General features: G+C 43.7%; 17 protein-coding genes and 1 pseudogene. 6 read left to right on the top strand and 12 right to left on the bottom strand.

The window, feature by feature from the left end; all coding sequences use genetic code 11:
* The 11 genes from EI161_RS04890 to EI161_RS04840 form a co-directional block, all read right to left on the bottom strand.
* Window positions 1-335, bottom strand: a 335-nt coding sequence (locus EI161_RS04890; RefSeq protein ID WP_192529114.1) for an IS1 family transposase, incomplete at its 3' end; no start/stop codon positions are given.
* A 30-nt stretch (window positions 336-365) separates the two neighbouring features.
* Window positions 366-716 carry a hypothetical protein gene (locus EI161_RS04885; RefSeq protein ID WP_192529113.1) on the bottom strand — a complete coding sequence of 117 codons (351 nt, stop codon included), beginning with the start codon at window positions 714-716 and terminating at the stop codon, window positions 366-368.
* Window positions 717-848: 132 nt separating this feature from the next.
* On the bottom strand, window positions 849-995 hold the full coding sequence (locus tag EI161_RS04880) for a DUF2256 domain-containing protein (protein WP_192529112.1): 147 nt from the start codon (window positions 993-995) through the stop codon (window positions 849-851).
* Between the two features lie 124 nt (window positions 996-1,119).
* The gene (locus EI161_RS04875) at window positions 1,120-1,293 is read right to left on the bottom strand and encodes a DUF2256 domain-containing protein (RefSeq protein WP_192529111.1); all 174 of its coding nucleotides are present in this window, start codon (window positions 1,291-1,293) and stop codon (window positions 1,120-1,122) included.
* 122 nt (window positions 1,294-1,415) lie between these two features.
* Complete coding sequence (locus tag EI161_RS04870; RefSeq protein ID WP_192529110.1) at window positions 1,416-7,628, bottom strand: DNA repair ATPase; 6,213 nt, start codon at window positions 7,626-7,628, stop codon at window positions 1,416-1,418.
* A gap of 273 nt (window positions 7,629-7,901) precedes the next feature.
* Window positions 7,902-9,923 (bottom strand): hypothetical protein, encoded by a 2,022-nt coding sequence (locus EI161_RS04865; RefSeq protein ID WP_192522900.1) that lies wholly within the window; start codon window positions 9,921-9,923, stop codon window positions 7,902-7,904.
* Between the two features lie 176 nt (window positions 9,924-10,099).
* Window positions 10,100-10,780: an OB-fold-containig protein gene (locus tag EI161_RS04860; protein WP_192529109.1), complete on the bottom strand. Its 681-nt coding sequence runs from the start codon at window positions 10,778-10,780 to the stop codon at window positions 10,100-10,102.
* A 377-nt stretch (window positions 10,781-11,157) separates the two neighbouring features.
* Entirely contained in the window at window positions 11,158-12,150 is a 993-nt protein-coding gene (locus EI161_RS04855; protein ID WP_225735227.1) for a Xaa-Pro aminopeptidase, read from the bottom strand.
* Window positions 12,151-12,514: 364 nt separating this feature from the next.
* Window positions 12,515-13,003 (bottom strand): META domain-containing protein, encoded by a 489-nt coding sequence (locus EI161_RS04850; RefSeq protein ID WP_192522903.1) that lies wholly within the window; start codon window positions 13,001-13,003, stop codon window positions 12,515-12,517.
* 462 nt (window positions 13,004-13,465) lie between these two features.
* Entirely contained in the window at window positions 13,466-14,575 is a 1,110-nt protein-coding gene (locus EI161_RS04845; RefSeq protein WP_192529107.1) for a lipase secretion chaperone, read from the bottom strand.
* A gap of 280 nt (window positions 14,576-14,855) precedes the next feature.
* Entirely contained in the window at window positions 14,856-15,950 is a 1,095-nt protein-coding gene (locus EI161_RS04840; RefSeq protein WP_192522905.1) for an esterase/lipase family protein, read from the bottom strand.
* 332 nt (window positions 15,951-16,282) lie between these two features.
* Here EI161_RS04840 and map point away from each other — a divergent pair, with 332 nt between their 5' ends.
* Both map and glnD read left to right on the top strand, forming a co-directional pair.
* Window positions 16,283-17,074 carry a type I methionyl aminopeptidase gene (gene map, locus EI161_RS04835; RefSeq protein ID WP_413038367.1) on the top strand — a complete coding sequence of 264 codons (792 nt, stop codon included), beginning with the start codon at window positions 16,283-16,285 and terminating at the stop codon, window positions 17,072-17,074.
* A gap of 161 nt (window positions 17,075-17,235) precedes the next feature.
* Complete coding sequence (gene glnD / locus EI161_RS04830; protein WP_192529106.1) at window positions 17,236-20,043, top strand: [protein-PII] uridylyltransferase; 2,808 nt, start codon at window positions 17,236-17,238, stop codon at window positions 20,041-20,043.
* Window positions 20,044-20,105: 62 nt separating this feature from the next.
* Here glnD and EI161_RS04825 read toward each other — a convergent pair whose 3' ends face one another.
* Window positions 20,106-20,777, bottom strand: a complete 672-nt coding sequence (locus EI161_RS04825) for a hypothetical protein (RefSeq protein ID WP_192529105.1) — start codon at window positions 20,775-20,777, stop codon at window positions 20,106-20,108.
* A 153-nt stretch (window positions 20,778-20,930) separates the two neighbouring features.
* Here EI161_RS04825 and dapC point away from each other — a divergent pair, with 153 nt between their 5' ends.
* The 4 genes and pseudogenes from dapC (at window position 20,931) to EI161_RS15085 (ending at window position 25,084) form a co-directional block, all read left to right on the top strand.
* Entirely contained in the window at window positions 20,931-22,220 is a 1,290-nt protein-coding gene (dapC, locus tag EI161_RS04820; protein WP_192522909.1) for a succinyldiaminopimelate transaminase, read from the top strand.
* A 107-nt stretch (window positions 22,221-22,327) separates the two neighbouring features.
* Window positions 22,328-24,286, top strand: coding sequence for a DUF294 nucleotidyltransferase-like domain-containing protein (locus EI161_RS04815; RefSeq protein ID WP_192529104.1), 1,959 nt, complete (start codon window positions 22,328-22,330; stop codon window positions 24,284-24,286).
* A gap of 89 nt (window positions 24,287-24,375) precedes the next feature.
* A complete protein-coding gene (locus tag EI161_RS04810) occupies window positions 24,376-24,732 on the top strand; it encodes a DMP12 family DNA mimic protein (protein ID WP_192529103.1) in 357 nt (118 codons plus the stop codon).
* Window positions 24,725-25,084: pseudogene (locus tag EI161_RS15085) on the top strand (DMP12 family DNA mimic protein). The gene EI161_RS04810 and the pseudogene EI161_RS15085 overlap by 8 nt, the downstream one beginning before the upstream one ends.
* Window positions 25,085-25,146: the final 62 nt, after the last annotated feature.

Genomic DNA, 25,146 nt, shown 5'->3' with positions numbered 1-25,146 from the left:
ACGTAAGTCCAGAACTCATCAACCTCTAAGCGTTCATAGTAGCGCTTCTTAGGCGTAATCTTATATACGGATGAGCCTATAGTATTGAGCACTTTACCTATACTAACCTTGGCTATAACGGCTATGTCTCTAACGCCGCAACCATGAACCGTCATTAGCCGTATCTTGTCTTCTATTTGAGAATGGCAGCCCTTATAAGTTAAGGCATGGTCACCAATGAATTGACGTTTGCAGTCCTTACACTGGTAGTTTTGCTTACCATAGCTTTTTATGCCGTTTTTCTTTAAACTGGGACTGTGACAGTCGGGGCAACTGATATCTATTTGTGTCTTCATAACCTCAAATATATCATCTTGCTTTGGCTGTCACCCTCCTTTTATCTCCTCAGCATACTTTCTGATACACCACCCTAAAATGATTAGTATGGGTATGAAGCTTTCGACAGTAAATATTAAGTAAAGCGCAAACGGAAAGCTACCAATTATTAAAATAGAAGCAACTATAGTGACAATACGTATTAAACCAGATCGGGCATAAGAAAAATCTGTTTCATAAACCCAACCCTTTTCAACAGATTGTGTATGATTAGCAAACTGTATGGTCTCATACTCTCTTTTCTTTGAGTGTCTTGTAGTGTTTCCTTGAGAATGGTTCACGGCTTGTCTCTGGTTTTTATTATGACGCTTTTGACGCTTTTTTTGTTTATACTTTTTCATTATTCTTATTCTTTTTGGGTCGAATATTTTTAACTATATTAACTGTGACAGCTCCATCCACCATCTCTAGCTTCATCCTTTATTAGCATTCGGTTAGCAAACATGGAAATTCTCTATTGTCCTAGCTTGAGCTCAATGTACTTTACCCTTCCCCCGCCGACACTTCTCCGAACAATAAATCACCTGCTCCCAGTCTTTCTCCCACTTCTTGCGCCACGTAAACGGGCGTTGGCAGACGGGGCAGGTCTTTTGCGGTAAGTTTACTTTTTTATGTGCCATGAGCTTCCGTACGTCACTTTGTAGTATGAATTGCTGGGTTAAAAATCCGCCTACAACTTTTTCAAAATGGTGCGCGGGGCGCACCCTACCTTGTTGTCATATATCTTTAGTTAACTATTAACGCCTATTTATCTTCTTTTTGATGATCCACCAACCCTTCATACTTTTTCACACGGCGACATTGGTCGGAGCAATAGACCATGCTCTCCCAGTTTTTATCCAACTTTTTAGTCCAGCTAAACTCACGTTTGCAGACGGGACATTCTTTTTTGCGGACATTTTTCTTTTTATGCGCCATGATGTTCCTGTTATTTTATACAAATCGGTGCGCGGGGCGCACCCTACTCGCTTTACTTGTGCGCCATAGTTTTCTCAGTGGTTTATTTCATACATCGATAGTTTACCTCTATTACCAGCACCCTAGTCATAATCATCAAATATTTTATTCAGTCGATTGAGGCTATTGACGATCAGCTTACCTGATTGATCGGTACTGCTATCGATTGCCAGCTTTTCATCCATGCGCATATTGAGTGGCGTAAGTGCCTCTTTGAGCGCGTTTGCCATTAGCGTGGTTTGCTCAGTGATATCAGACACATCAATAGCTGGCGTTTGATTCTCATCATTCTTAAGCAGGCTTTGCGTTAAGCTATGAGACAAACTATCAGCCATCTTATGCGATAGCTGCTCGACGGCATCGACCAATTGCACCATCAGCGCTTTTTGCATCTCTTGGCTTTGCTTGAGCTGCTCACCTTCCGCCTTTTCAGCATTGTGATCATGCTTATAAATTTGCATCAGCTGATTCATACTTTTTTCAAAGCCATTGTCGATGCTGTCGCTAACCACTTTGGCGTTATCTACAAAACCCGTGATAAAGCTATCGGCGAGGATTTTTAGTGCCTTTGATTGAGCCTCTAGTTGCGCATCGATTTGCACTTGTTGTCCCGCTTCTCGCAAGCGCGCAATTTCCTCAGGGTTGTTTTGGGTGAGGTATTTATCAAACTGGCTACTAATAGCGTTAAAACCGCTAGCTAAATCCACTAACTGAGCGACGATACGCGCACCGACGTCGCCATCTTCTCCGCCCATGGCTTTGTTGCGTAAGAAGTCAGCTTTGATTTGCGCCCAACGCTGTGCTTCTTGCTCGGTCAGCGCCCCGCGCATCTCGCTAAGTTTGAGCAGGTTGCTTTCTGCGCCTGTGGTCAAGAGTTGCGACTCGCCCAAATAATGATCATCTATCAGCTGGTTAAGCTCGCTGTCATTCATAATCGCCGATAGTTTTTCGGTCATTTTGTTCATATTGCGGTAACTGCCTTGCAGCTTAAATATCGGTTCAACACGATATTTATCATCTTGCGAGGCAGAAGCAATATAGGCTTGGTTAACATCAAGAATGACTTTTTGCACGGTAAACATATGGCGCAAAATAGCCATAATCTCGTTAATCTCCGAGCTGCTATAGGGATAGGTTAGCTCGCTACTTTGTGCTTGGGCGAGGTTTGCATTATCCGCTTTCGCCATTTTAATGAGGCGATGCACATCTGCTAGGTCGCGATTGGCAAGTGGTGCTAATACGGCATTTGAGGTTAGCGAGTTTTCGATATAGCTGAGGGCGAATATCTCTTCCATGCCGCTCATAATATCGCCTAGGTTATAGATATCGGCACGGTTGGCGAGCATATCAGGCACTTTAAAGGCCTCACCGCTTTCGGTGTAAGGGTTACCTGCCATGACCACGCAGAATTTTTTGCCACGCATGTCATAGGTTTTGGTTTTATCTTGCCAAACGCCATCGATACGGCGTGTGCCATCGCCGAGTGAGATAAATTTTTGCAAAAACTCAGCATGGGTATGCTGAATATCATCGAGATAGAGCATGACGTTATTGCCCATCTCAAAGGCCAAGTTAATTTTATTGAGCTCTTCTCTTGCGGTGGCATTAGGCGCTTTTTCAGGGTCTAACGAGGTAACGTCATGACCGAGTGAAGGACAATTAATCTTCATAAAGATTAGCCCCAAACGGTTGGCGACGTATTCCATCAAGGTGGTTTTACCGTAACCTGGTGGCGATATCATCATCAGGATACCCATCAAGTCGGTACGCTTATCCTCGCCAACCGTACCCATTTGCTTAGCAAGGTTATCACCGATTAATGGCAGATAGCTCTCATTAATCAGACGGTTGCGCACAAATGATGACAATGGACGCGGCATAAACTCATCAAGTCGCAACGCCTCTTTTGCATCGCGCAAAATTTCTGAGCGCAGAGCCAGATAGCGTCGATAGGCAGGAATAACCTGCGTATCATGATGGTGCAAACGATTTAAGAAATCATCGACGGCAAAGGTTAGAGTTTGCTGCTGGATACGCTCATGCTCGCCCAACAGATGCTTGACTTGTATTTCAAGCGATACTTTACCCGTACTGCGCTCAAAGCTGGCGACTTGATTGAGTGGGTTATTGCTACTGGTTAATGCTGGGGTTGATGCAAATGATAATGGTGATGAGGTTGCATTTGCCGCTTTATTAAAGCTGGCGCCTGCATCAACCAAACGTTGTATTAACGCTTCACGCTGGCTGTCGTTTAATTGGGTAAGCAAGATAGCAATCGCTTCCGACACATAATGACGACCACTTTCTAGCTGTTGTTTGCGTAAAGTTTCTTTTTCTTTACGCTCAGCAAGCTGCTGTTCACTAAGCTCACCTTCTTCATTATTAGCTTGCTCACCAGCTATTTCGCTACTATCCTCAGCGTAAATCTTATCAAGTAAGGCGTGAAACCATGTTGCTAGTAGCTCATACGCAGATTTGGGCTGAAAGCCAAGCTTACCGATTGAAGACTGTAGTTGCTCAAAGCCTGCGCTATTTGGCGCGGTGCCTGATGAGCTATTCAAAGTTTGGCTCAATTGCTCGCATAACTGCTGCGCTTGTTGGCTGGTTTGCCATTCTATATCGCCATTGGGCGTATTGGCTTGACCCATGACGTTGACTAAATATTCACTGGCAAGCTGGACATAGCTTTGCTGAAAGATAGTATCGTTATTAACAACAGTCTCTTTATGAATATCACTATTGTCTAAATCTGACTTTGATTCTGCCTGCTTACTAGCACCGTTATCAACGCCAACGCTGTCGTCACTATAAGCGGCGACAAAATATTGCATCACTTGGGTGATATCATCAACCAGTAATGCTTTGGCGGTATCACTGCCCAAGCTACGGCGCAATTGCTCGGCGGTGATGGCTCTATCCATCCAGTTATCCACGCGCGTAAGCGTTGATTCATCCAGCCAAGCGTCATAGCCAAATTGATGCAAAACCTCTAAACCAAGCGCTTGTACTAGATTTAGCTGCCAATAAAACAACTGCGCCAATGCACGAACTTGCGGCGTGTATATCAGCAAACCCGCTTCACGCAGCGTGGGTAATATTTGCATCAATAACAACGTGGCATCATGGTCATGAATACCTTTGTCATAACCGAGCTGATAACGAGGAGTGGCGTACGCCTTAACCAGTTTAGCCAGCGCGCTATCATTATAAATATCACTGTTGCTATCAAGCGTGCTAGCACTAATAGTACTGGCGGTCTCGTCGTACGCTTGATATAGGCGCGCTTCGGTCAAACCATCTTGGCTGTTTTTGGCGCTCTCAATGATGCTATACGCCAAATATTCTGCGCGGTAGACAGTATCAGACTCGGAGGCGATATTCATATCCCAATATGGGCGTAAAGCACTCAGTTCAGCATTATTGAGCACTTCATAATAGTCGGTGCCTGTTAGGTGCAAATTGAGAATGCGCGCACCATCTGACTGTTGACGACTGAGCAAGGTTAAGTCTAACGGCTGGGTATTGACCGAAAAGCGGTGCTTGCCCAACTTGATAATCTGACCGCCATCTTCGAATAAGTCAGATTTATCTTTGAGACTCTTATAGCTTTCGATTTGGATGGCTTTTAGGCGCGCGTCGATGTCGTCTGCCTTGACGCTAAAGCCCATCGCTTGCAGTTCTTTGGCGATGTTACGAACTTTTTGTACCAAGCCATCTGAAGCAAAATAGGTGTTTAACGCTTCTTCTTCTTTAAAGCCGGTGACACCCGTACTTTGGGTACGTTTTTTGATACTCTCGAGCATCCGCAGCGCACCATCACCTAAATTTTGGGCTTTGCGATTACGCGTATCAAGCAGTTGCTGCTTATGGTTTTCAAAGGTTTCGTAAATCTCTTCACGTTTGCTAATAATGTCTGTTAAAAACTGATCGCCACCATTAGTCTCTGGGTCAGCAAACTGGCTTTCTAATTCTTCTAACTGCACCAGCAATTTTGCCATTTGCTCATCTGATTTCTCAGGTGTATTGGCAATGGACAAGGCATTGGCAATCGACTGACCAAACAGCTTAAACTGCGCGCCAAATTGCGCAACGGCTTCGGCTGAACCCAAGTTTTTGCGCTTATGGTTGAGCTTGGCTTTACTTTGATTGAGGCTCGAATAAATGGTCGATATATCATCGATAATTTGGGTACGTACGGTGGCATCGGCAACATCCAACGTGCCCAGCAGCTCGGTTAATAAATCTAAGCCTTGTGCGGTTTCATCGATTTTGTCTAGGACAGGCTTTAATTCAGCATTGGTTTCAGCGGTATTTAAACGCTCACTGACGTCGGCTAAAACTGCTTCGTAGCTCGAAAGCGCCTGGTCTTCGCTTAAAAATAATACGGTCTTTTCGGCGAGCTCGCTTTCTGCTTCTTCTAGTTGAGCCTGCAACGCTTCAAGCTTATCGCCATCTAAATAACGCAAATCCTCTAGGCTAACCAGACGACCCTTTTGTTGTCTTAACGCCGACAGCTGCTCCACGTAATCACTGGCAGACTCAAAAGTAGTGACGCGTATCTGCCGCAATATCTCACCTTGCTGAGCGTCGGCATCGCTCAAAGCGGTTTGGGTTTGCTTTTGAATACTTTGTACTTTGGCAAACTCATCAATGACCAACTCAGCGGTAGCCGTTACTTGTTTAATACTACCTGCAACCTCGTTCAGCTCAGGTTCAGACAGCCAATAATAACTATCAAAGAGACGACTGGTATTATCCGCCAACTCCTCGTAGAGCTTTTGTGAGACACTTTGGTTATCGATTAGGCGGGTGATGCTATAAAGGTCTGAGATACCGCGTACCAATTCTTTATTGCCGATTTTGCCGTAAAAACTGCTGCTTTCCGGCAGCTCACTAACATACTCAGGTGAGGCATAGGGCGTATGCCATATCTGCATCGGGTGAATGCGCGACGGCTCACTTTGGGCGCTAAACAGCACCAAGCGACCACTGTCCGCCAACGCCATACCGTTGCAATAAATAGGGTTTGCCAGTTGTTTTTTGATTAGATTATAAGGAAATAATCCTGTGACACCATAAGCGACATCATAGAATAAGAAGAGAACGTCTTCGCCGTTTGGTGAGACGATTTTGCGTTTGAACTGTAGGTTTGTAGCATCAACGTTTTGAGCATCAAATAACTTGTTTTCGCCCGTTTGCAGATAATAACCACCTGGAAATATAATGCCGTGATCTTCCGGCAGCTGGACACACGACTGACCAATGGCGTCTAGACGCAGCACCGTTTCGGTCAAGGTGTTATAAACAAAATAACGATAACTGTCCTCGCGATAAGGCAGTATCTTCAGCAGGATTAAACTACCCACTTTGGCATAAGCAATCTCGGCATCGGTCAGCGACTGAGTGCGATCACTCACAGGCTCGCTATAAATACCCTGCCCTGACTGCGTATTATCCTCAATCTTGATGGTTAAATCGCCGCCAATCGTTTCTACAAATATCGTATCTAAGATATTCATATGCGGGTACTTACCATTGATCATCTGATCACGCGTGGTTTCTACCCAGTCAAAATCATAGGCAGGAGGCAGTTCAATATCGCGCTCGCCTCTATTATCCACATAGGCGACTTGGGCAGATTCTGGGGTGCCTTGGCTAAAATCTAAGGCAAAACGAAAAACACGTATATCGGTGATACGCTCACCAATCTGAAACGCTAATAGCAGTTTACTGTCTTTAACGGTTAGCTGAATCAAGCGGGTCTGCTTGTAATAGCGATATAACTCGTTAAAATCTTGGACAAATGCCTCTTGATCTAAGAAGGTATTTGTTATATCCACTTCTTCAAGCTGATACTCTTGGTCAGTGCTGTCATTTTTGTGGTCTTTGTCATTTATTTCATCACTGCTATCATGACTATTATCATTACTACGACTTTTATCAGTCGGGTCTATCAGGCGATATAGTGATAGTACATCCTTAATATTACTCGCTCTTTTAAGCCCCATAAAAACATTGTAGCCAAATAACAGATAGTCGCCCACTTGCACCATATCTTGCGCCACGCAGTTATATTCAGTGCGAATACGTGTGCGGGCAACGATTTGCATTTGCGTACTACCAAACTCTTCCAAGCGAGCGTTATTGAGGTTCGCCGTTTGTGTTTCTAGGCGGCTGCCTTGCTCAGTCAGACGCTTTTTAATAAGCTCATAAGCATTGCCTGAGGCAACTGCTTGGTCAGTTTGATTATCGTTGTCGTTTTTATCAAAATTGGTTGGGTTTTGCGTGTCCGCCATCGTTGCTCGTCCATTTTTATTTTTAGGCAATAGGAAAAATAAGATAAAGCTAAATAGTTTGGTTTTTTATAAATTTTTTATTAAAGCAGCACTTGGCTACTCTAAAAAAACGAATGCTCATGACTCATTTTTTTAGAGTAGCCAGCTCATTGTTAGCGTTACACTTGAGTTGGCAAAAGCAAGTGGCGACCTAAACCACCACTGGCTTTAATAAAATTACTGATTGACGATTACCTTCAAAAATAAACCGTTAGCCAAAGATGAAGCGTTAGATTAAGCAGGTTTGTTATCAGACTCATCGTTCGCTTTATTGGTTTTATTCATTACTTGATTGGCCATCATGGTATTGATAATGCCGCCCAAAGTATCTGACTTGCCAGCGAGACCATCGATGGCTTTACCAATCGATAGCGACTTAGCAAAGTTATCAAAGAAGTGCGCTTCACCGCCAACGATATCGATTTTGGCTTTTTGTAGCGCGACCGCCAATACTTCAGCGTTTTCTTTGGCAATCTCTTTACCAGCATCAATCGACGCCATCGCTTCTTGCAAGGCAGTCTCAAGACCCATACGGAACTCTTCGTGCTCGCGAGCTTCTTTGCTCATGCTACCCATGGCATTGAACTTCTCGACCAGACCATCTGCTTCTGCTTGGAAATGCGCACGAGTCACTTCGGCTTTGGCCAGCCCAACTTCGCGCTCTGCCTTGGCGTTTGACTCACCGCGAGCGGCGATAACCTGAGCATCTGCCAGTCCGATATCATGCTCGGCTTTGGCATTAGATGCACCGCGAGCCGCGATAACTTCAGCATCAGCCATGCCTTTTTCACGCTCTGATTGCGCTTCGGCTTGACCTGTCGCTTTGATAATATTGGCTTTGGCCAGACCTTCTTTTTCTAAAGAGGCAGCTTTTACCTCTTGAATCGCGGCTTCAGCAAAGCCATGTGCGGACTCTTCGGCTTTGATACCTTCGGCCATTTTAATTTTGGCCTCTGAATCTTTGGCTGAGGCTTCAAGGTTGGCATTGGCAAGCGTGGTAATCTCGACTGCTTTGTGCTTGGCAGACAACTCTTCTGCTTCTGCTTTTTTGACTTGACGCACTTTGATTTCTTCAGCGTCAGCTTCGGCTGCCAGTACGCGTGTTTGCTTAGCTCGCTCAGCTTCGCTGACTTCGCGAACTTCTTTGATGCGCTCTTCTTCTTGAGCGACGGTTTTGTCTACCGCGATACGCTCACGAATGACGTTAGCAATTTCTTTTTTCTCAAGCTCAATCGCACGCTCGGCTTCGATACGTTGCAAGTCAACTTCACGCTCGCGCGAGACAATTTCTAAATCACGAGCTCGGGTGACCTTCTCTTCTTCAATAACCACCGCACGCAGACGATTTTGTCCCGCCACTTCAACTTCACGTTGTTGGTTTTCGCGCTGAATCGCTAAATCCTGCTCAACCATAATAATCGCGGTTTCAGACTTTTTACGTTCTTCTTCTTCAATCTTACGCGTCTCAGCCGTCTCACGGGCAATCACTGAGGATATTTCGCGTTTCTGTTTGGCTTCAGCATCTGCTTGTTGACGCTCAAGCTCAAGCATCGCTTCGACCGTTTCAACGTTTTTCTTTTTAACCGCCAACTCTTCATCACGCTCAAGCTCGTTGGTCATGACGTTTTGAAAGGCTGTTAATTGAGTAATCTTTTTGATACCCTCAGAATCTAAGATATTACTCGAATCCAAGGACACTTTCGGGGTTTGCTCTAAGTAATCAATCGCCACATCTTCTAAGACATAGCCGTTTAGATCATTGCCAATCTCTTTAACGATACTGTCACGAAACTCACTGCGATTCTCAAACAATTTGACGAAATCAATTTGCTTACCAACCGTTTTTAAGGCTTCCGAGAACTTAGCATTAAACAGCTCATTAACGGCCACTTTGTCTGAGGCTCTCTCAGCGCCAAGAGATTTAGCAACCTTAAGCACGTCTTCTTCAGTCTCATTGACCCGCAAATAAAACGCCACCGTGATATCAGCACGCATGTTATCCGCACAAATCAGTCCTTCTTTACCGCGTCTATCCACCTCTAGGGTGATTAGCGAGATTCTCATTAACTCCTTTTTGTTAATGACTGGCCACACAAAACCGCCATCGAAACGTACGGCGATTTTGTTGACCCCGTTAATGATCAACGCCTTACCCTGCTCTACCTTAAAGTAGAAGGCTTTTAGCATCAAAAGCGCAGCCATAATGAAAACAAACGCCAGCACCACAACCACGCCGACGATAATGAGTATGTCCATATTCCTTCCTTTAATTAAAACATTCCAACCAAATTTAAAACCGTTAATATCTTTCTTATCAATAGCTGATCTTTCTTCTACACTTACTCAGCCGCTATCGATTAACTGCGATTACCTATTTATTTTTAACTCTTAATCCAATCTATCGCTAAAGCCTATAACCAAAGCCCTATTGGTTAAATCATTGACGATGGTTCTTTATCTTTGGCCAGAGCGACTCGGTAGGCATTAATCTCATCCAAATACTCTACCAATACCACTTTGTCACCTTGCTTGAGCAGATGATCATTATCGTTGATATCGGGACGAATTCTAAGTATCAATCCGGCACCGCCATCACTTAATTCCGCCTCGCCGTGTTTGTCGGTCACACTAAGCGTGCGCACAATTGCCGTTTTTCCGAGATTACTCGAGGCATTACGCTTTGGAATTTTGGTGATATTTTTGCGAATAGGTGAAATGATAATACCGGTCAGCCACATGGAGACCACCAATACAAAAATCAGAGCCCCAGTACCAAATAGATAGTATAAAAGTCCAGAGTCAAAATATTGATGTAAGAAGCTGCTATATAAATAGCTTAATAACCACCCGATTAAGCTAATTAAGCTGAGTATGATGATTAAAGGCACACCGTAAAGCCCAAATTTGAGCATAAGACCCGTAAAAAACCCTGCTGATGATAAGTTGGAAGCATCTACATCGCCGCCTGAATCACCTAAATCTACGCTATCCATATCTGCCATACCGAGTAAAGAGACCACCCAATACAAAGTAACGAACATCACAAGCCCCGTAAAAATAAACGTGGGGTATAAACTGATTTTAGTGATAAATACTAAAAAAGATTCTTGCATTGCCCGTTTTCTCCTTTTAGCCACCCACTGTAATATCTTGATGGCTCGATTTAATACGATACGTTTTGATTTTATATAGCCAGGTCAATATAAAAGAGATACAGCGGGGCTGGGATACATTTTTTGTAGCCTCTGTCGGCGTAGGCACAGCAAGCAAGAAAAATTTGTACCAGTCACGCTGTATAGTGCTGTGTATCTATTTTATTCAGTATCGACTATATGTTGAATAACAAGGTCGGGCTACGATGACTTTGTTAGGTTTGAGGAAGTTAAGTGGATAATAAATAACCTCTAAAATCCAGACTTTTATAATCGACTTATGTTTCTTTATTGGTGATTATATAGACATCTCATTACTTAATATAGAGCTTTCACTATTAACGTCCCCAAATCGGTGAGCGTACCATGCCACCCTCTTTGTCATTAATGGCGTAGCTGGTATTACCCGACAATGAGTGTATGACCAGACCGCCTCCACTTTTACCATCGACTTGCCCGCCTAAATTTGAGTGACGCATTGGATAAATGGCATATTGCCCAGACGGTGATAATCGGGCAGGCTCATCAAGACCCGTCTCTGCCAGATTAATCACTTTTCCTGTGCCGAGTGTCATCACCGCCGCTTTGCGACCATTAAGGTATGCCAAGCGCTGACCATCTATACTAAGCTGTGGACTGGCGGCATAGCCTCCCGTCGATATCAATGCTGCGTGACCCGTGGCAAAATAATAACGATAAATACTTGGACGTCCAGCACGTACTTTATCACTGGTATAAACGAAGCTCTTGCCATCGCTTGCATAGCTTGGCTGTACCTCAGTACTCGGTAAAGTGGTGAGTTGTTTGATACTGCCATCGCTGAGGCGCATCTCATAGATATCAGCATTGCCACCGACAGTCGAGCTATAGAGGATTTTTTGCCCATCAGGTGAGAATGACGGTGATAAATTACTGCCCTCGGCGTTTACGACTAGATTTTTGCTATTACTCTTAACATTATAAATATAAATCTTCGGATGCTGGCGCGGCGCTTGTTTGCTATAAGCAAGCATTTGACCGTCCGTTGACCACACCGGCGCATAGATATAGCCATTTAGCTGGTCAATCATTTGGCGATTGCTGCCATCCGGCCTGATACGATATAGCGTAGAGACTTTAGCAACACCGACGCCTTGTTCTTCGACATAAGCAATATAGCCTTGCTGATCTATCGCTGGCATTTTTGCAGTGAGCGGATTACTCGTGTTCAGCTTCTTATTGATAATCATACTGGCAGGTGCTTTAGGCGCAGTATCTAGTATGGTTTGACACCCTGTTAGTACAGTGAGCATTGGGATAGCCAGTATGGGAAGCGCAGCCGTGCAGTTCATCTTGTACCTACTTATATTGCATCTATCAAAGGATTGTTTGGACACAGTAGCTTTTAACATAAGATATTGCCCTAATATGTTGATTTACTTTAAAACCGATACAAGTGTTACTGGAGTGAGTCTTTTGCAGCCTCTGTCACGCTGGCGAACAGCAAGCAAGAAAAAAATGTTCAACACACCCTATTTCGACACACTTTATATGGATATGAGAAATCTCCACGCCAGAACCAAGCGATAGAGCCAGTGTAACCTAGATTAGACACTTATTTTAGATCAAAAAAATGCCCCACTAATAAGTGAGGCACGTTTTAATCTACAGCGACAGTATATTTAAGCCAAATGAATAATCGGCTAAATCACTGGATTATTTAGAAATTGCTTTGAAGTGAGCAACTTGCTTATCATTGGTGATGGTCAAAATAGGGGTTTTATTGGCATTCTCATTGATGCTATATTTACCTTGTACAGTCGCCATAGTTGCTGTATCAAAGCTTGCTTGTGGCTCAGGGCAGGCCATCATAGTAGATAAAACGTTACCTAATACGACATTGCCATTCTCAACACTATAGTTAGCGCCCATGTTATTGCAGGTGTTCACAAATGTAACGCGGTCATTGCCATTATCTTTAAAGAATTTCAATGTTAATGGCTTAGCCGGATCGAAGAACAGCTGGCTTACTTTGTCGCCATTGGTACGCTTGGCATCAACAAGCTGCCAATCATACGCTTGTAAAGCCTTAGCCGTAATTGGTTGCGCAACTGGTGCGGTAACGCTAGGCGTGGTTTGGCAACCAGCAGCTAGTGTACCTACAGCCAAAGTAGCCGCCATCATCATTTTAGTCATGTTTTTCATATAAACTCCTATAAAATCAAATATAAATCAAGTATTGTTCATTATGTTAAGGTGCGCCCTCATTTTGAAAATATTGGGCACACACCCTAAGCATTTGTACTTGCTGTGATTAATTTATTGTTGTAATCATCAATCGTAGCAACGCGGCTATTATGCATAATCGTCACCCATTTGTCATGATAGATTAAGTGTATAATTACAACCATATTTGTTTACTCTATAGGGTTTTTGCTAACATACCTTGCTAAGCGACCTATTAGCTGTTAGCGCCTGCTCACTCTTTAAATCTAGCTTCTCTAAAGCTGTCCTCCCTAAAACCTCACGACCTAAACCTTCATTACCTGTGCTCATTTTTACCCATTTAGTTGCTTTTTAGTTGCTTTCATTCAGATTGATAGTTGCTTTCATTCAGATTGATAGTTGCTTTTTGATAGTTGCTTTCGTTCAGATCGACGACAGGCCCTAGTTTGTATTGGACATTTTCTGTTGCTGCACAGCGGCATACCCTGCCAACCGTTTGCGCTCCGCATCATTAAACAGTTGTTGCTCTATTTGATTGATTTGATTTTGAGCCTGTGCTTTATCGTTAGTTTGGCTCAAAAGGCGCTGCTTTTGCGCTTGATATTGATTAAATCGCTGATCAAAATTAGCGTCTTCTTGATCCAGTTGGGCAAGCCTTGCTGCTGCTGGCGCGCCGACTAACTCCCGACGCATACTATATAACTCTTCAACCGTTGCGCCTCTGTCTCTCATCTGTTCTGTGCGGCTCATCAACTCATTTAGGTTGGCTTGTTGAGTAAGATTGGCTTTGGTCGTGTTGTCTGGCATGCGGCTTATATAGTCTTGCTTTGCGGCTTGTTTTTGCGCATCAGATAGCTGTTGGTTTTGATTGATTTTCACCATCTCGATGCTGTAATCATCGTATTCATCTTCTGCTCCAAAGAACGCCGTGATTGTCGCCTTTTCAAAATGCTGCTGACGTAGTTTAGCCACATCTTGCTTTTGTTGTGCGACAACGTTTAAATCTAGCTCGCCGTTTTCTGTTGCTTGCAACTGCAAGTTTCCATAACGATTTTCTATATCAGGAATTGCTTTAAGATAAGCTACATACTGATCAAATATGGTCATAGCTTGGCTGGCAGCAGGTTCTGGCGTGTGATTGCGAATATAGCTTTGCACACGAGTATAGATAATGGCCTCGTCTTCCTCACCAAGTGCCGATAAAAAATAATCAAACAAGCGCCGTAAGCCTTCGGTGACTACCAGCTGTTTATTTTCGTCAATGATAATCTCACCATCGACATCGGTGCCTTGTAGTGAGCGCGGCAGATTCTCCAGTCCTGTTCTAAAACCAGCGTTATCTTGATTTGATGAAGTACTAACACTGTTGTTTGACCCAGCCATATTTGTCAAGTCAAGCTCACCGTCGTTACTGTTTGCGGTAGTAGTCATGGGTAAAGCGTCAACACCGCTATCATTAGGCTTAAACCATAAAATAACCGCTATTGTTATAGCGATAATCACAGCAATAATAACGATGGGCAACAACGGGAAATGGCGATTATTGGACATAACGAAAACATCTTATTTAATCAATCAGTTTATATATAGTCAGTTCGATGTAAAAAAAGATACCATGCGACTGGTATTATTTTTTGCAGCCTCTGTCAGCGTAGACACAGCAAGCAAGAAAAATTAATACCAGTCACGCGTCAAAAAAACTTATCTTAATTTAGCATCGACCATACATCTTTGATATAAAAAAACAGGGCCAACACTGTGGACCCTGTTTCTATACAATCTAGGCAGACTCAAGGTAATAATAAGCTTGTGCCAATTTTATCAACACCCTTTATAGACTGGCTTTTTTCAGGCGGTTCACTTGGTCGCGGTATAGGGTTTTAGGATCAGGCTGCCCCCATGCGGTCAGACCCAAGACTTGATTGGCGGAATCTAAATGATTCATCCGATAATCATCACGCACCACGTAACCGAGGCGGCTCGAACAAGCAGATACCAAGCCATCGTTTGGATCACCATTAAACGTCGACCCTGTCAGAGCCAGCATATAATCACTGGGGTCGAGGCCATTGGTTATCTGCCCAATGCCGCTGAATGAATAATACTTAATCCCATTAACTTCAGTATTGGCGGGCTGACCACAGTAGCTGGTCGGCATCGCTGCTGGAAACTTAGCGTTAAATTTGGCGGCGTAATCAGTAGATAGGGCTTGAACTGCATTCCAGCCATCTTGCTCTTGTAACTCCTTAAAGCTAATGCCGGCGCTGATATCCATAAAGCCACCGACGAACTTAAAGAAACCTAGGGCAATCTGTGAGCCAACATTAAACTCGCCTTCTCCATAGCCATCATTGGCACTGCCTTCAACAACTTGTTTGATGACCCAATCGCCCATTTTTGAGCCTTGCTCCGGACTTGAGATTGCGGTTACCGAAGCCACATACTCTGGTGCAACACCAGCGACATAACGAATATCGATACCGCCTTGACTGTGACCAAGTAAATTGACTTTGGGACTGCCTGAGATGGCGCTGATGGTTTTAACTTGTTGCAGTAATTGCTCACCGCGGAACTCACTATTATTCACTGATGATGTCTTGGTGGTATAGACCTGACTGCCTCCTTTCATAAGCGTTTCAGGAATACCATAAAAATAGTCAACCAATCCAAATGCCTTGGTAAACCCACCCAGACCATGCGCCATGACGACAGGATATTTGGTATCAGTGTGCTTTGATGTCCAATGTTTACTACTGACCAATTTACAACCCGTAGGATTGGCACAGTTATAGTACTGACCCGCTGCTTGGGCAGAGGTCGTTTGCAAGGTCAGCATTAGAACACCAGCGCCAATGGCACAGAGTGACGGCAAAAATGCGCTTGGCGTGAGAAAAACACGGGCACGCGGGGGAAGTTTCTGAGTCATAACAACATCCTTGTTATCGTTAAACTTGTTATCGTTAAAGTTTTGTAGTTTTTATAAAGAATCTTATCTATTGCATCCAGCGCAAAAGCGCTAAAAACCACTGCCAATCCATTTGGCAACTAAAATTACAATACTTCTATAATTTGTAATATTCAATTGATTTTTTAAATATATACAATATTTCGATGACTATACAGTCAAATTATGCCATATATTAACCACAAAACATCTAATCAATAGACAGAGCCATTGTTAAGGCTAGCAAAACCACCACTAATGCATTTATGCTATAATTTAAACACATAAACTCCATAACTATAAGTAAGACAATGATGACTAAAAAATCTCTTATCCAGTCCCCCGAAGCCATAGAAAAAATGCGCGTGGCCGGCAAGCTTGCTAGCGAATTATTGGTCATGCTCGATGAGCATGTCAAAGTTGGGGTCAGCACCGAAGCATTAAACCAAATTGCTCATGATTATATCGTTAATGTGCAGAAGGCTATTCCTGCTCCGCTTAACTATAACGGCTTTCCTAAATCCATCTGTACCTCGGTCAACCACGTGGTTTGTCACGGTATCCCTACCGAAAACAAACTGCTAAAAGATGGCGATATCATCAATATCGATGTGACCGTCATCAAGGATGGTTATTATGGTGATACCTCTAAAATGTGGATCATTGGCGATGGCTCCATCATGGCGCAGCGTATCTGCAAGGTGGCGCAAGATGCACTCTATGCTGGCATGAGCGTGGTCAAAGATGGCGTTCGTCTCGGTGATATCGGTGCCGCTATCCAAGAAGTGGTCGAGCCTGAGCGTTTCAGTATCGTGCGCGAGTTCTGTGGTCATGGCATTAGCGATGAATTCCACCATGAGCCGCAAGTGATGCACTATGGTAAAAAAGGCACCGGCTTTGAGCTAAAAACCGGCATGACCTTTACCATCGAGCCGATGATTAACCAAGGTACTTGGCAGACCAAAATTTTGCCAGACGAATGGACTGCCATTACCAAAGACCGTAAGCTATCCGCGCAGTGGGAGCACACCATGGTCGTGACTGATAATGGCTGTGAAGTATTCACCACTCGACCCGAAGAAGACTTAAGTTTTTTAACCCAATAACCCCATAAAAGATCGCCTAGGCGGTCTTTTTTTTGGATTATAATTAGGGCGTGTTCTCAATTCAATCGATGAACACCTAAGTGAACTAAAAATAACTCCGTTTTATTTGGTTTTAACACGCCTTAGCGCTTTATTTTTAAATTTTTAATTGGATAACACTCATGTTTAATTGTGATGTCGCCACCATTGATTTGACGCCGATGCCTATATTATCAAACAACCTCAAGACAGCCGCCTCCTTGCCAGCCGCCTCCTTGCTAGTCGATAACCAGCTAGTCAGTACCCTGCCAGCGAATAACGTCCAAACAAATAATGACATAACAGAAAAATCGCTATTCGGCATTCCTGAATGGTTACTCCAAATCAATGACGATATCAGCCGCGCACTGGAACGAGGCGTCAGTATCCGGCAACTGGTCGAGGCACGCGCCTGCGCTATCGATGGACTGCTCATCGCTTTGTTTGATTGGTTTGAGTTAGACAAGACGGATTTAGCATTATTTGCAATAGGCGGCTATGGTCGCGGTGAGCTGTCGCTGTATTCAGATGTCGATATTTTATTGCTCTCCCCCGACGAAATTGATACCGACACCAGCGGTAAAATCGACAATTTGGTCGCCCTGCTGTGGGATATTGGGCTTGAGCCTGCGCTATCAGTACGTAGCGTCGATGACGGGTTAGAAGCGGCACTCGATCATACCATTGCCAGTGCGCTGTTAGAGGCGCGGCTGCTCGTGGGTAACGAGGCTTTGCAAGAAGTGCCTCTGCAAATCGTCAATAAACAGTGGTCGCCGCGTGCGTTCTTTGAGGTGAAAATCAATGAAGCAAAAGCGCGCTACTTGCAGCACAATGCCACAGAATACAATCTTGAGCCCAATATCAAAACCGCCCCTGGTGGTTTACGTGATATCCATATTATCGGTTGGGTAAGCAAACGCTACTTTCGTGTTGGCAAACTTTATGACTTGGTACAACAAAACTTTTTAACAGAAAAAGAATTTGATGAGCTGAGCTTTGCGGAAAGCTATCTATGGCAAATACGTCACTATCTACATATATTAACCGGTCGCAACGAGAATAGGCTGTTGTTTGACTATCAGCGTGAAGTTGCGCAATTGATGGGCTATGAGACCCAGCCAGATGATCAGCCTAATGCCGCTGTTGAGCGTTTTATGCGCGATTATTATCGCTGCGCCATGCAGATATCGACGCTGTCTGAGATGCTGATCAATCATTATTATGAGACGATTATAGAGCCGCAGCTACCTGACAATGAACGTCCAAAAAAACAGCCAATTAACGCGCGCTTTAATAAAGTCGGCGAACAAATTGCCATGGCGCACCACAGGGTTTTTGCTCAGCATCCTGAAGCCATACTAGAGATGTTTTTACTCATGGGTCAGTACGGTATCAAAAACGTCCGCACTCATACGCTGCGTGCGCTAAAAATTGCCGCACGCGGTATCGATCAGGTTTATAGAGACAACCCCACTCACCAAGCGCTTTTTTTAGCCAATTTAAAAGAGCAGAACTATTTGTTTCATCGCCTGCGTGCCATGAATCGCTATGGGGTTTTGGGTAATTATATTCCTGCTTTTGCCCAAGTCACTGGTATGATGCAATACGACTTATTTCATCGCTATACCGTAGATGCGCATACTTTATTTTTGATTCGCATCTTGCACCGCTTTACCGATCCGCGTTTTTATGAAGACTTTCCACTGGTTAGCTCTATTTTTCAGCGTATCGAGCGCAAAGAGATCTTGGTACTGGCAGCGATGTTCCATGATATCGCCAAAGGACGCGGCGGCAACCATAGCGAGCTTGGGCAAACGGAATCGATTGAGTTTTGCCTAGCCCATGGCATGAGTGTGGCAGATGCCAACTTAGTCGGCTGGCTTACTCGCTATCATTTACTGATGTCGATGACTGCGCAGAAAAAGGACATCTCAGACCCAGAAATCGTCAGTATTTTTGCGGACTTAGTCGGCAATGTCACCCATCTCAATCATCTCTATGTGCTGACTGTCGCTGATATGAATGCGACCAATCCACAGTTATGGAATAGCTGGCGGGCCACGCTTATGAAGCAGCTATACTCACAAACACGGCGTATCCTGCGCGCTGATATCGATGCACCGACCAATCGGCAGGATATGATCACTGCCACGCGCAAGCAAGCGGCGGCCATGCTCGATAATGTCGATAATATGCACATGAATCATAATGAGGTATTGCGGCTATGGGATGACCTAGGGGATGAGTATTTCCTACGAGAAATCCCTGAAGATATCTTATGGCATACCGAAGCGATTTTGAGTCATCCGCCCATTGGTCGTGCCTCTGATACCGATAGTGCACCGTTGGTGGTGTTACGCGAACATCGTGAGCTGGCACTTGATGCAGTACAGGTGTTTATTTATACCCAAAATCAGACCAATTTATTTGCGGTCACCATGGCGGTGTTTGATCAGATGAATCTCGATGTTTTAGATGCGCGCATCATTACTGCCACCCGCGATTTTGCCTTGGACTCTTATGTATTGTTAGACCCTAGTGGCACGCTACTGGTCGACGATGACAGCCAGCAAGAGCTCAAGCAGCGACTGATTGCGGCCTTTAAAAACCCATCAGTACCAAAACTGACTCATAAACGTATCCCGCGCCAGCTCAGACACTTTGAAGTGACGACAAAAATTAATTTTGAGTTCAATGAGGCATCAGATCAGCATATTATGAGCCTAGAAACCTTAGATCAACCTGGGTTATTGGCACGAGTCGGACAGGTTTTTTTGCAACAGAAGATTGAAGTTCATGCGGCGCGCATTACCACCTTAGGTGAGCGTGCAGAAGACATGTTTTATATCAGTGATCAAAAAGATAAGCCGTTATCTACTGATAGATTACAAGCATTAAAAACCGCATTGATAGCCAGTTTTAATGTACAAAAAGACACCAATCTTGTCTAAAACGGGCGTGGTTGAGCAGGGTTTTACGATAATTGATAGCACCTTTTATAAGGTATTATCAATTATAAGGTGCTTTTACATATCATCTCACTAGCATGTTCATTGAGCTCATCATCAGCGAGCACGGGGGGCAAAACTTCTATATCTAGCTGCTGTTGGCTCAATATTAAACGACCAGCATCAACCTCTTTTTGTAATAAGCACTCTAAGCTTGCTAAATGGAACTCGCCGTCAAGATGATCGTATAACTCTCTCAAAGAGATAGGCGACTTGGCGTGTACATCGGGGTAAAGGCTGTCTTCTGCCAAAACAACCATCTCACTAAGTGCTTGTTCGCGTAACAACTCTTCTTGTTCAATGTTACGTTGCAAACGATTGCCCAGTCGACCTTTGGCAGCAAAGGTAACCAGAAAAATAACCGTTTGTAATATAAATAACGCTGCGTATTGCCATAAAGGTAATGATACATCCAACATATTGCTAAGCAACATTACTACGATAGCCACGACGACATAGCCAACCAACTGCCATAATAACCACATGATTAAGCTGTTTTCACCAAACCAAAATATTTTATTTTCTTTGTGCTCAATTAAGTGCTGACGCGTTTGCCACCAGCATTGTTCCCGCTCTTTTAGCAGCTCGTATACTTCAGTACTTTGCACACGGTTATCAAAATTTTCATTAGTGATATCTTTAGCATTGAAATCATTCGTTTTTGAAATACTAGACATATCAAGTTATCCTTACCATAAGCGCTCATTGAAGCTGGCAGTCATGTCCTGCATTGTTATAAGTTATAAAACCTAAAGAGAAGTGCTACACTGCTCTAATGTAATTTTTCTTTATAACTTTATTATTAATTGTCTATTATAGTTACTCTACTTATGAATCACAACTTGACATACCTGCATCCTTACCCTTTCGCAAAAATGGCAACATTGCTTGCTGATAGCTCTCCAGCCCTTCACTATAGTGAAATTAAGCTGGGTATTGGTGAACCAAAACATGCGCCACCAGCATTTGTTTTGGACGTTCTACGAGAAAACTTGGACACAATAAGCCGTTATCCAACCACCAATGGTCTATTTGAGCTGCGCCAAACCATCGCCCATTGGTTGGAAAAGCGATTTTTCCTCACTCATGTCGACCCAAATAAGCAAGTATTACCAGTCATGGGGACACGCGAGGCAATTTTTAGCTTGGTGCAAGCGGTTGTCGATCATAAACCCATCGATAAAGAAAGCCGGTCACTACCTGCATCTCATCAGCCCTCACCTGTTTCTGCTACTGTTGTTCCTATATCTGCTCTTTCTCCTATAGCTTTTTCTCCGATAATAGTCATGCCCAATCCGTTTTATCAGATATACGAAGGTGCGGCGATACTGGCACAAGCAGAGCCTTATTTTGTGCCTTGCTCATTGGATAATGACTTTAAGGGCAATTATCGCTCGGTCCCCAAAGATGTTTGGGCACGCACGCAGCTATTGTTCGTCTGTAACCCAAACAATCCAACCGGCTCGGTTATGACTATGGATGATTGGGAATACCTGATTCGGCTGTCCGATCAATACGGCTTTATCATTGCCAGTGACGAGTGTTATAGCGAGCTATATTTTGACACGGCACCAATTGGCTTGTTACAAGCCTGTGCTACCCTTGGTCGTCATGATTTTAAAAACTGTATCGTCTTTCATTCTTTATCCAAACGCTCAAACCTGCCGGGTCTGCGTTCAGGATTTGTCGCCGGTGATGCCAATATTTTGCAGAGCTATTTACAATACCGTACCTATCAAGGCTGTGCGATGCCGATACCGCATCAGCTCGCCTCTATCGCTGCTTGGCAAGATGAAAAACACGTGGCACACAATCGTGCTCTGTATCAAGAGAAGTTCGCCTTATGGATGTCTGAATTGGGTCATCTATTAGAGTTGCGGATGCCTGAAGCTGGATTTTACTTTTGGGTAAAAGTCCCTGAGCAGTTTAATGGTGATGACGAAGTATTCGTGAAAGCACTATACGAGCAAGCCAACATTCACGCCTTAGCAGGACGCTATCTGTCGCGTGAGGTCAATGGCAACAACCCTGGACAAGGTTATGTGCGTATCGCGCTCGTCGCTAGCGTTGAGGAAAGCCGTGAAGCGATTGAGCGCATTCGTCAGCTGCTAGCGGCATAACGCAAATCAAACGAAATCTCTAACAATGCTATAGTAAAGTTACTTTTATAATAAACTGTCTTTTCACAACCCTGTCTTTTCACAACGATGCCATCAAGGATGATGCCATGCCCCATCTTGATTTTACCCAGCCACCCTTTGATGTATTGAGTTTAGCTGAACGTCAAAGTATCAGAAAAAACACCCAAATCCGTTACCTTGCCAAAGATGAGTTTTTGTCTGCCGCAGAGCTACAGTGCCTTTATGTGGTCATAAAAGGCCAGATTGAGCAATTACTCGACGATGAGTTTGTCGCTTCTTATCTAGGTAGCAACCACTCTGACGACCTCAATAATAACGACTGGTTCGATAGCCGTCGCCTACCTGAATCTCACAATAACAAAAGCATACCAGACAGTGTTGAAGCTGGCTTGACCACACCCTACCAATACCAAGCTGTTGAGGATACCTTGCTGCTGCAAGTATCGGGTGCTACCCTCGATAAAATCAGCGCCCAAAACCATCTAGTCCGCCAAATGCTATCAGAAAAGCTGCCAGAACGATTAAAGGCGTTACAACAACGACGCAGCAAATCCATAAATACGACCAGCTATAATGACCAACAAGAAGTACAGCAAATTATGCTGCAACCAGTCATTGATGTCAGTTTATTGCCTGTCCATATCGTCGATGCCAGTAATAGCCTATATGACGCTGCCCATATTATGACCAAAGCTGGGCTAAAACACGTACTGGTACGACCATTAAATCACCTAGAGAACATTGAATACATTGAAAATGAGCAATATGGTACAGGTCATTTATTAGGGATTTTAACCGATACCGATATCTGCCGTGCTATCAGCGATCGGCAAGATCCTGCTACGACTACTTGCCAGCGTTATGCCAATTTTAATCTGCGCACCATCAAAGCCGACGATGAGATTGGTGATGCACTATTGACCATGACCCGCTATCGCATCCATCGGCTACCAGTGATTGACCAAAACCGCGACGTGGCAGGTATACTTGGGCAAAGCGACATGCTCGCGCATATTGGTCACCATTCACAGCTCATCAGTATGCAGATTGAGCAGGCAAAAGACTTATCCAGTCTCGATACGGCGGTTGAGCTTATCGGGCGCTATATTCGTGTGCAGCATCAAAATGGCGTCAAAATTGGTAATATCAGTCGCATGGTACAAACCCTCAACGCGCAAGTTTTTACCAAACTTTGGCAACTTATCGTGCCTGATGAGGTCGTGGCAAATACCTGTCTTATCGTCATGGGTTCAGAAGGACGCGGTGAGCAAATCATGCGTACCGACCAAGACAATGCACTCATTATGCGTGATGGCTATAACCATCCTGATTTGGCACAGTTCGCCGATACCTTTAACCATCATTTAGCAGACCTTGGTTATCCACTTTGCGATGGCAATATTATGATGACCAATCCTGTGTGGCGACAGCCATTAAAGCAATTTAACGCCCAGATTGGTTTGTGGTTTAAAAATACCGACCCGATGCATGGTATTTATTTGTCCGCTATACTCGATGGCGAATACGTCTGCGGTGATGAGTCGCTACTGACACAGGTACGTCAACACTTAAAGACAGCCCATCGCCAGTCAGATCCGATGTTTGTACGGCAGTTCGCACGCGCCGCACTACAGTTTGGTGATATCAATCAGTGGTGGCAAAAATATCTACCTTTACTGGGCGGTAAATCGTCCTCGCAAGATATCGACCTAAAAAAAGCGGGTATTTTCCCACTGGTCCATGGTATCCGTACCTTGGCATTAGAAAATGACATCTTGGCAGTACCTAGCAGCAAAGATCGCCTCAAGGCTTTGGTACAAGCCCAACACTTGACCCAAGAGCGCGCCGATACTTTATTAGAAGCTTTGGAGTTTTTTATGGCGCAGCGTTTGTCAGTTGCCCTCTCGACTGACGACAAGCATGCACGGCAAGTGAATCCGATCACTCTCACAGCGCTTGAGCGTGACCTACTTAAGGAATGTCTGGCAGTAGTCAAAAGCTTTAAAAATCAGCTGCGTCAGCACTATCAATTAGAAATATCATAGTCATATTGTTTTGCCAGATGCCAAACCTCCATCTAGTAGAGGCCTTAAAGGAAAAGATGCCAAAAACTATATATAAGGAACACAGGCTGATGAATAAAACACCTGAGTATTGCTTTTTTTGCTTACCTGACGACATTAATATAGATGATTATAGTGAAATATTACAATGGGGATATGATCATTCAGAAGCTGCTACTGTTTTATCTCTTACTCAAGAACAATTAGATTATTATCACAAAATAGGTCTATGGGATTTGATGTCAGATCATACAGACTATATGATAGGACCGTCTGATAGTAATGTTGTTTTTGTTGAAGAAATCCAAAACATACGCAACGCTATAGTAAAAGAAGTTGCATTAAAGGATATGAATATCATGAAAATGATTGAAATTTTGGACTATGCCATGCTACATGAAAAAACTGTGATAATGAATTTTGGATAATGAGTTTAGATACCGCTTTTTTTGCCTACCCAACGACATTAATATAGATGATTACGTTGAAACGATAGATTGGGGAAACAATAATCTACAAGCAAATACTGTCTTACCTCTCACAGTGAAAAATGTCGAATATTATCAAGAAATTAACTTATAGCATATAATTTCAGAGCAGACGAACAATTATCTCTTAGGGCCTAGTGAAGACGACTCTATACATGATATTGAAACGATTGAGAAGGTATATGATGCTTTTTTAAATATGGACATACCGAAGGATAAAAATATTGACAAGATGATTTATATCTTAAAATATGCAATTGACCATAATAGAGATCTATTTATACATATTTGATGCTTGCATACAGTTTGAAAAGCGCGGTAGCAAACATGAACTACTACTTAAACCAGTTGAGA

The sequence above is a fragment of the Psychrobacter sp. FME5 genome, from assembly GCF_014861375.1.
GTDB lineage: Bacteria > Pseudomonadota > Gammaproteobacteria > Pseudomonadales > Moraxellaceae > Psychrobacter.
The sequence above is the reverse complement of the archived record's forward strand: the minus strand, read 5'-3'. Positions and strand labels throughout refer to the sequence as shown.

Coding starts and splice junctions, on each gene's coding strand:
- EI161_RS04885 (WP_192529113.1), bottom strand. CDS start 716: ATGAAAAAGTATAAACAAAAAAAGCGTCAAAAGCGTCATAATAAAAAC.
- EI161_RS04880 (WP_192529112.1), bottom strand. CDS start 995: ATGGCACATAAAAAAGTAAACTTACCGCAAAAGACCTGCCCCGTCTGC.
- EI161_RS04875 (WP_192529111.1), bottom strand. CDS start 1,293: ATGGCGCATAAAAAGAAAAATGTCCGCAAAAAAGAATGTCCCGTCTGC.
- EI161_RS04870 (WP_192529110.1), bottom strand. CDS start 7,628: ATGGCGGACACGCAAAACCCAACCAATTTTGATAAAAACGACAACGAT.
- EI161_RS04865 (WP_192522900.1), bottom strand. CDS start 9,923: ATGGACATACTCATTATCGTCGGCGTGGTTGTGGTGCTGGCGTTTGTT.
- EI161_RS04860 (WP_192529109.1), bottom strand. CDS start 10,780: ATGCAAGAATCTTTTTTAGTATTTATCACTAAAATCAGTTTATACCCC.
- EI161_RS04855 (WP_225735227.1), bottom strand. CDS start 12,150: ATGAACTGCACGGCTGCGCTTCCCATACTGGCTATCCCAATGCTCACT.
- EI161_RS04850 (WP_192522903.1), bottom strand. CDS start 13,003: ATGAAAAACATGACTAAAATGATGATGGCGGCTACTTTGGCTGTAGGT.
- EI161_RS04845 (WP_192529107.1), bottom strand. CDS start 14,575: ATGTCCAATAATCGCCATTTCCCGTTGTTGCCCATCGTTATTATTGCT.
- EI161_RS04840 (WP_192522905.1), bottom strand. CDS start 15,950: ATGACTCAGAAACTTCCCCCGCGTGCCCGTGTTTTTCTCACGCCAAGC.
- map (WP_413038367.1), top strand. CDS start 16,283: ATGACTAAAAAATCTCTTATCCAGTCCCCCGAAGCCATAGAAAAAATG.
- glnD (WP_192529106.1), top strand. CDS start 17,236: ATGTTTAATTGTGATGTCGCCACCATTGATTTGACGCCGATGCCTATA.
- EI161_RS04825 (WP_192529105.1), bottom strand. CDS start 20,777: ATGTCTAGTATTTCAAAAACGAATGATTTCAATGCTAAAGATATCACT.
- dapC (WP_192522909.1), top strand. CDS start 20,931: ATGAATCACAACTTGACATACCTGCATCCTTACCCTTTCGCAAAAATG.
- EI161_RS04815 (WP_192529104.1), top strand. CDS start 22,328: ATGCCCCATCTTGATTTTACCCAGCCACCCTTTGATGTATTGAGTTTA.
- EI161_RS04810 (WP_192529103.1), top strand. CDS start 24,376: ATGAATAAAACACCTGAGTATTGCTTTTTTTGCTTACCTGACGACATT.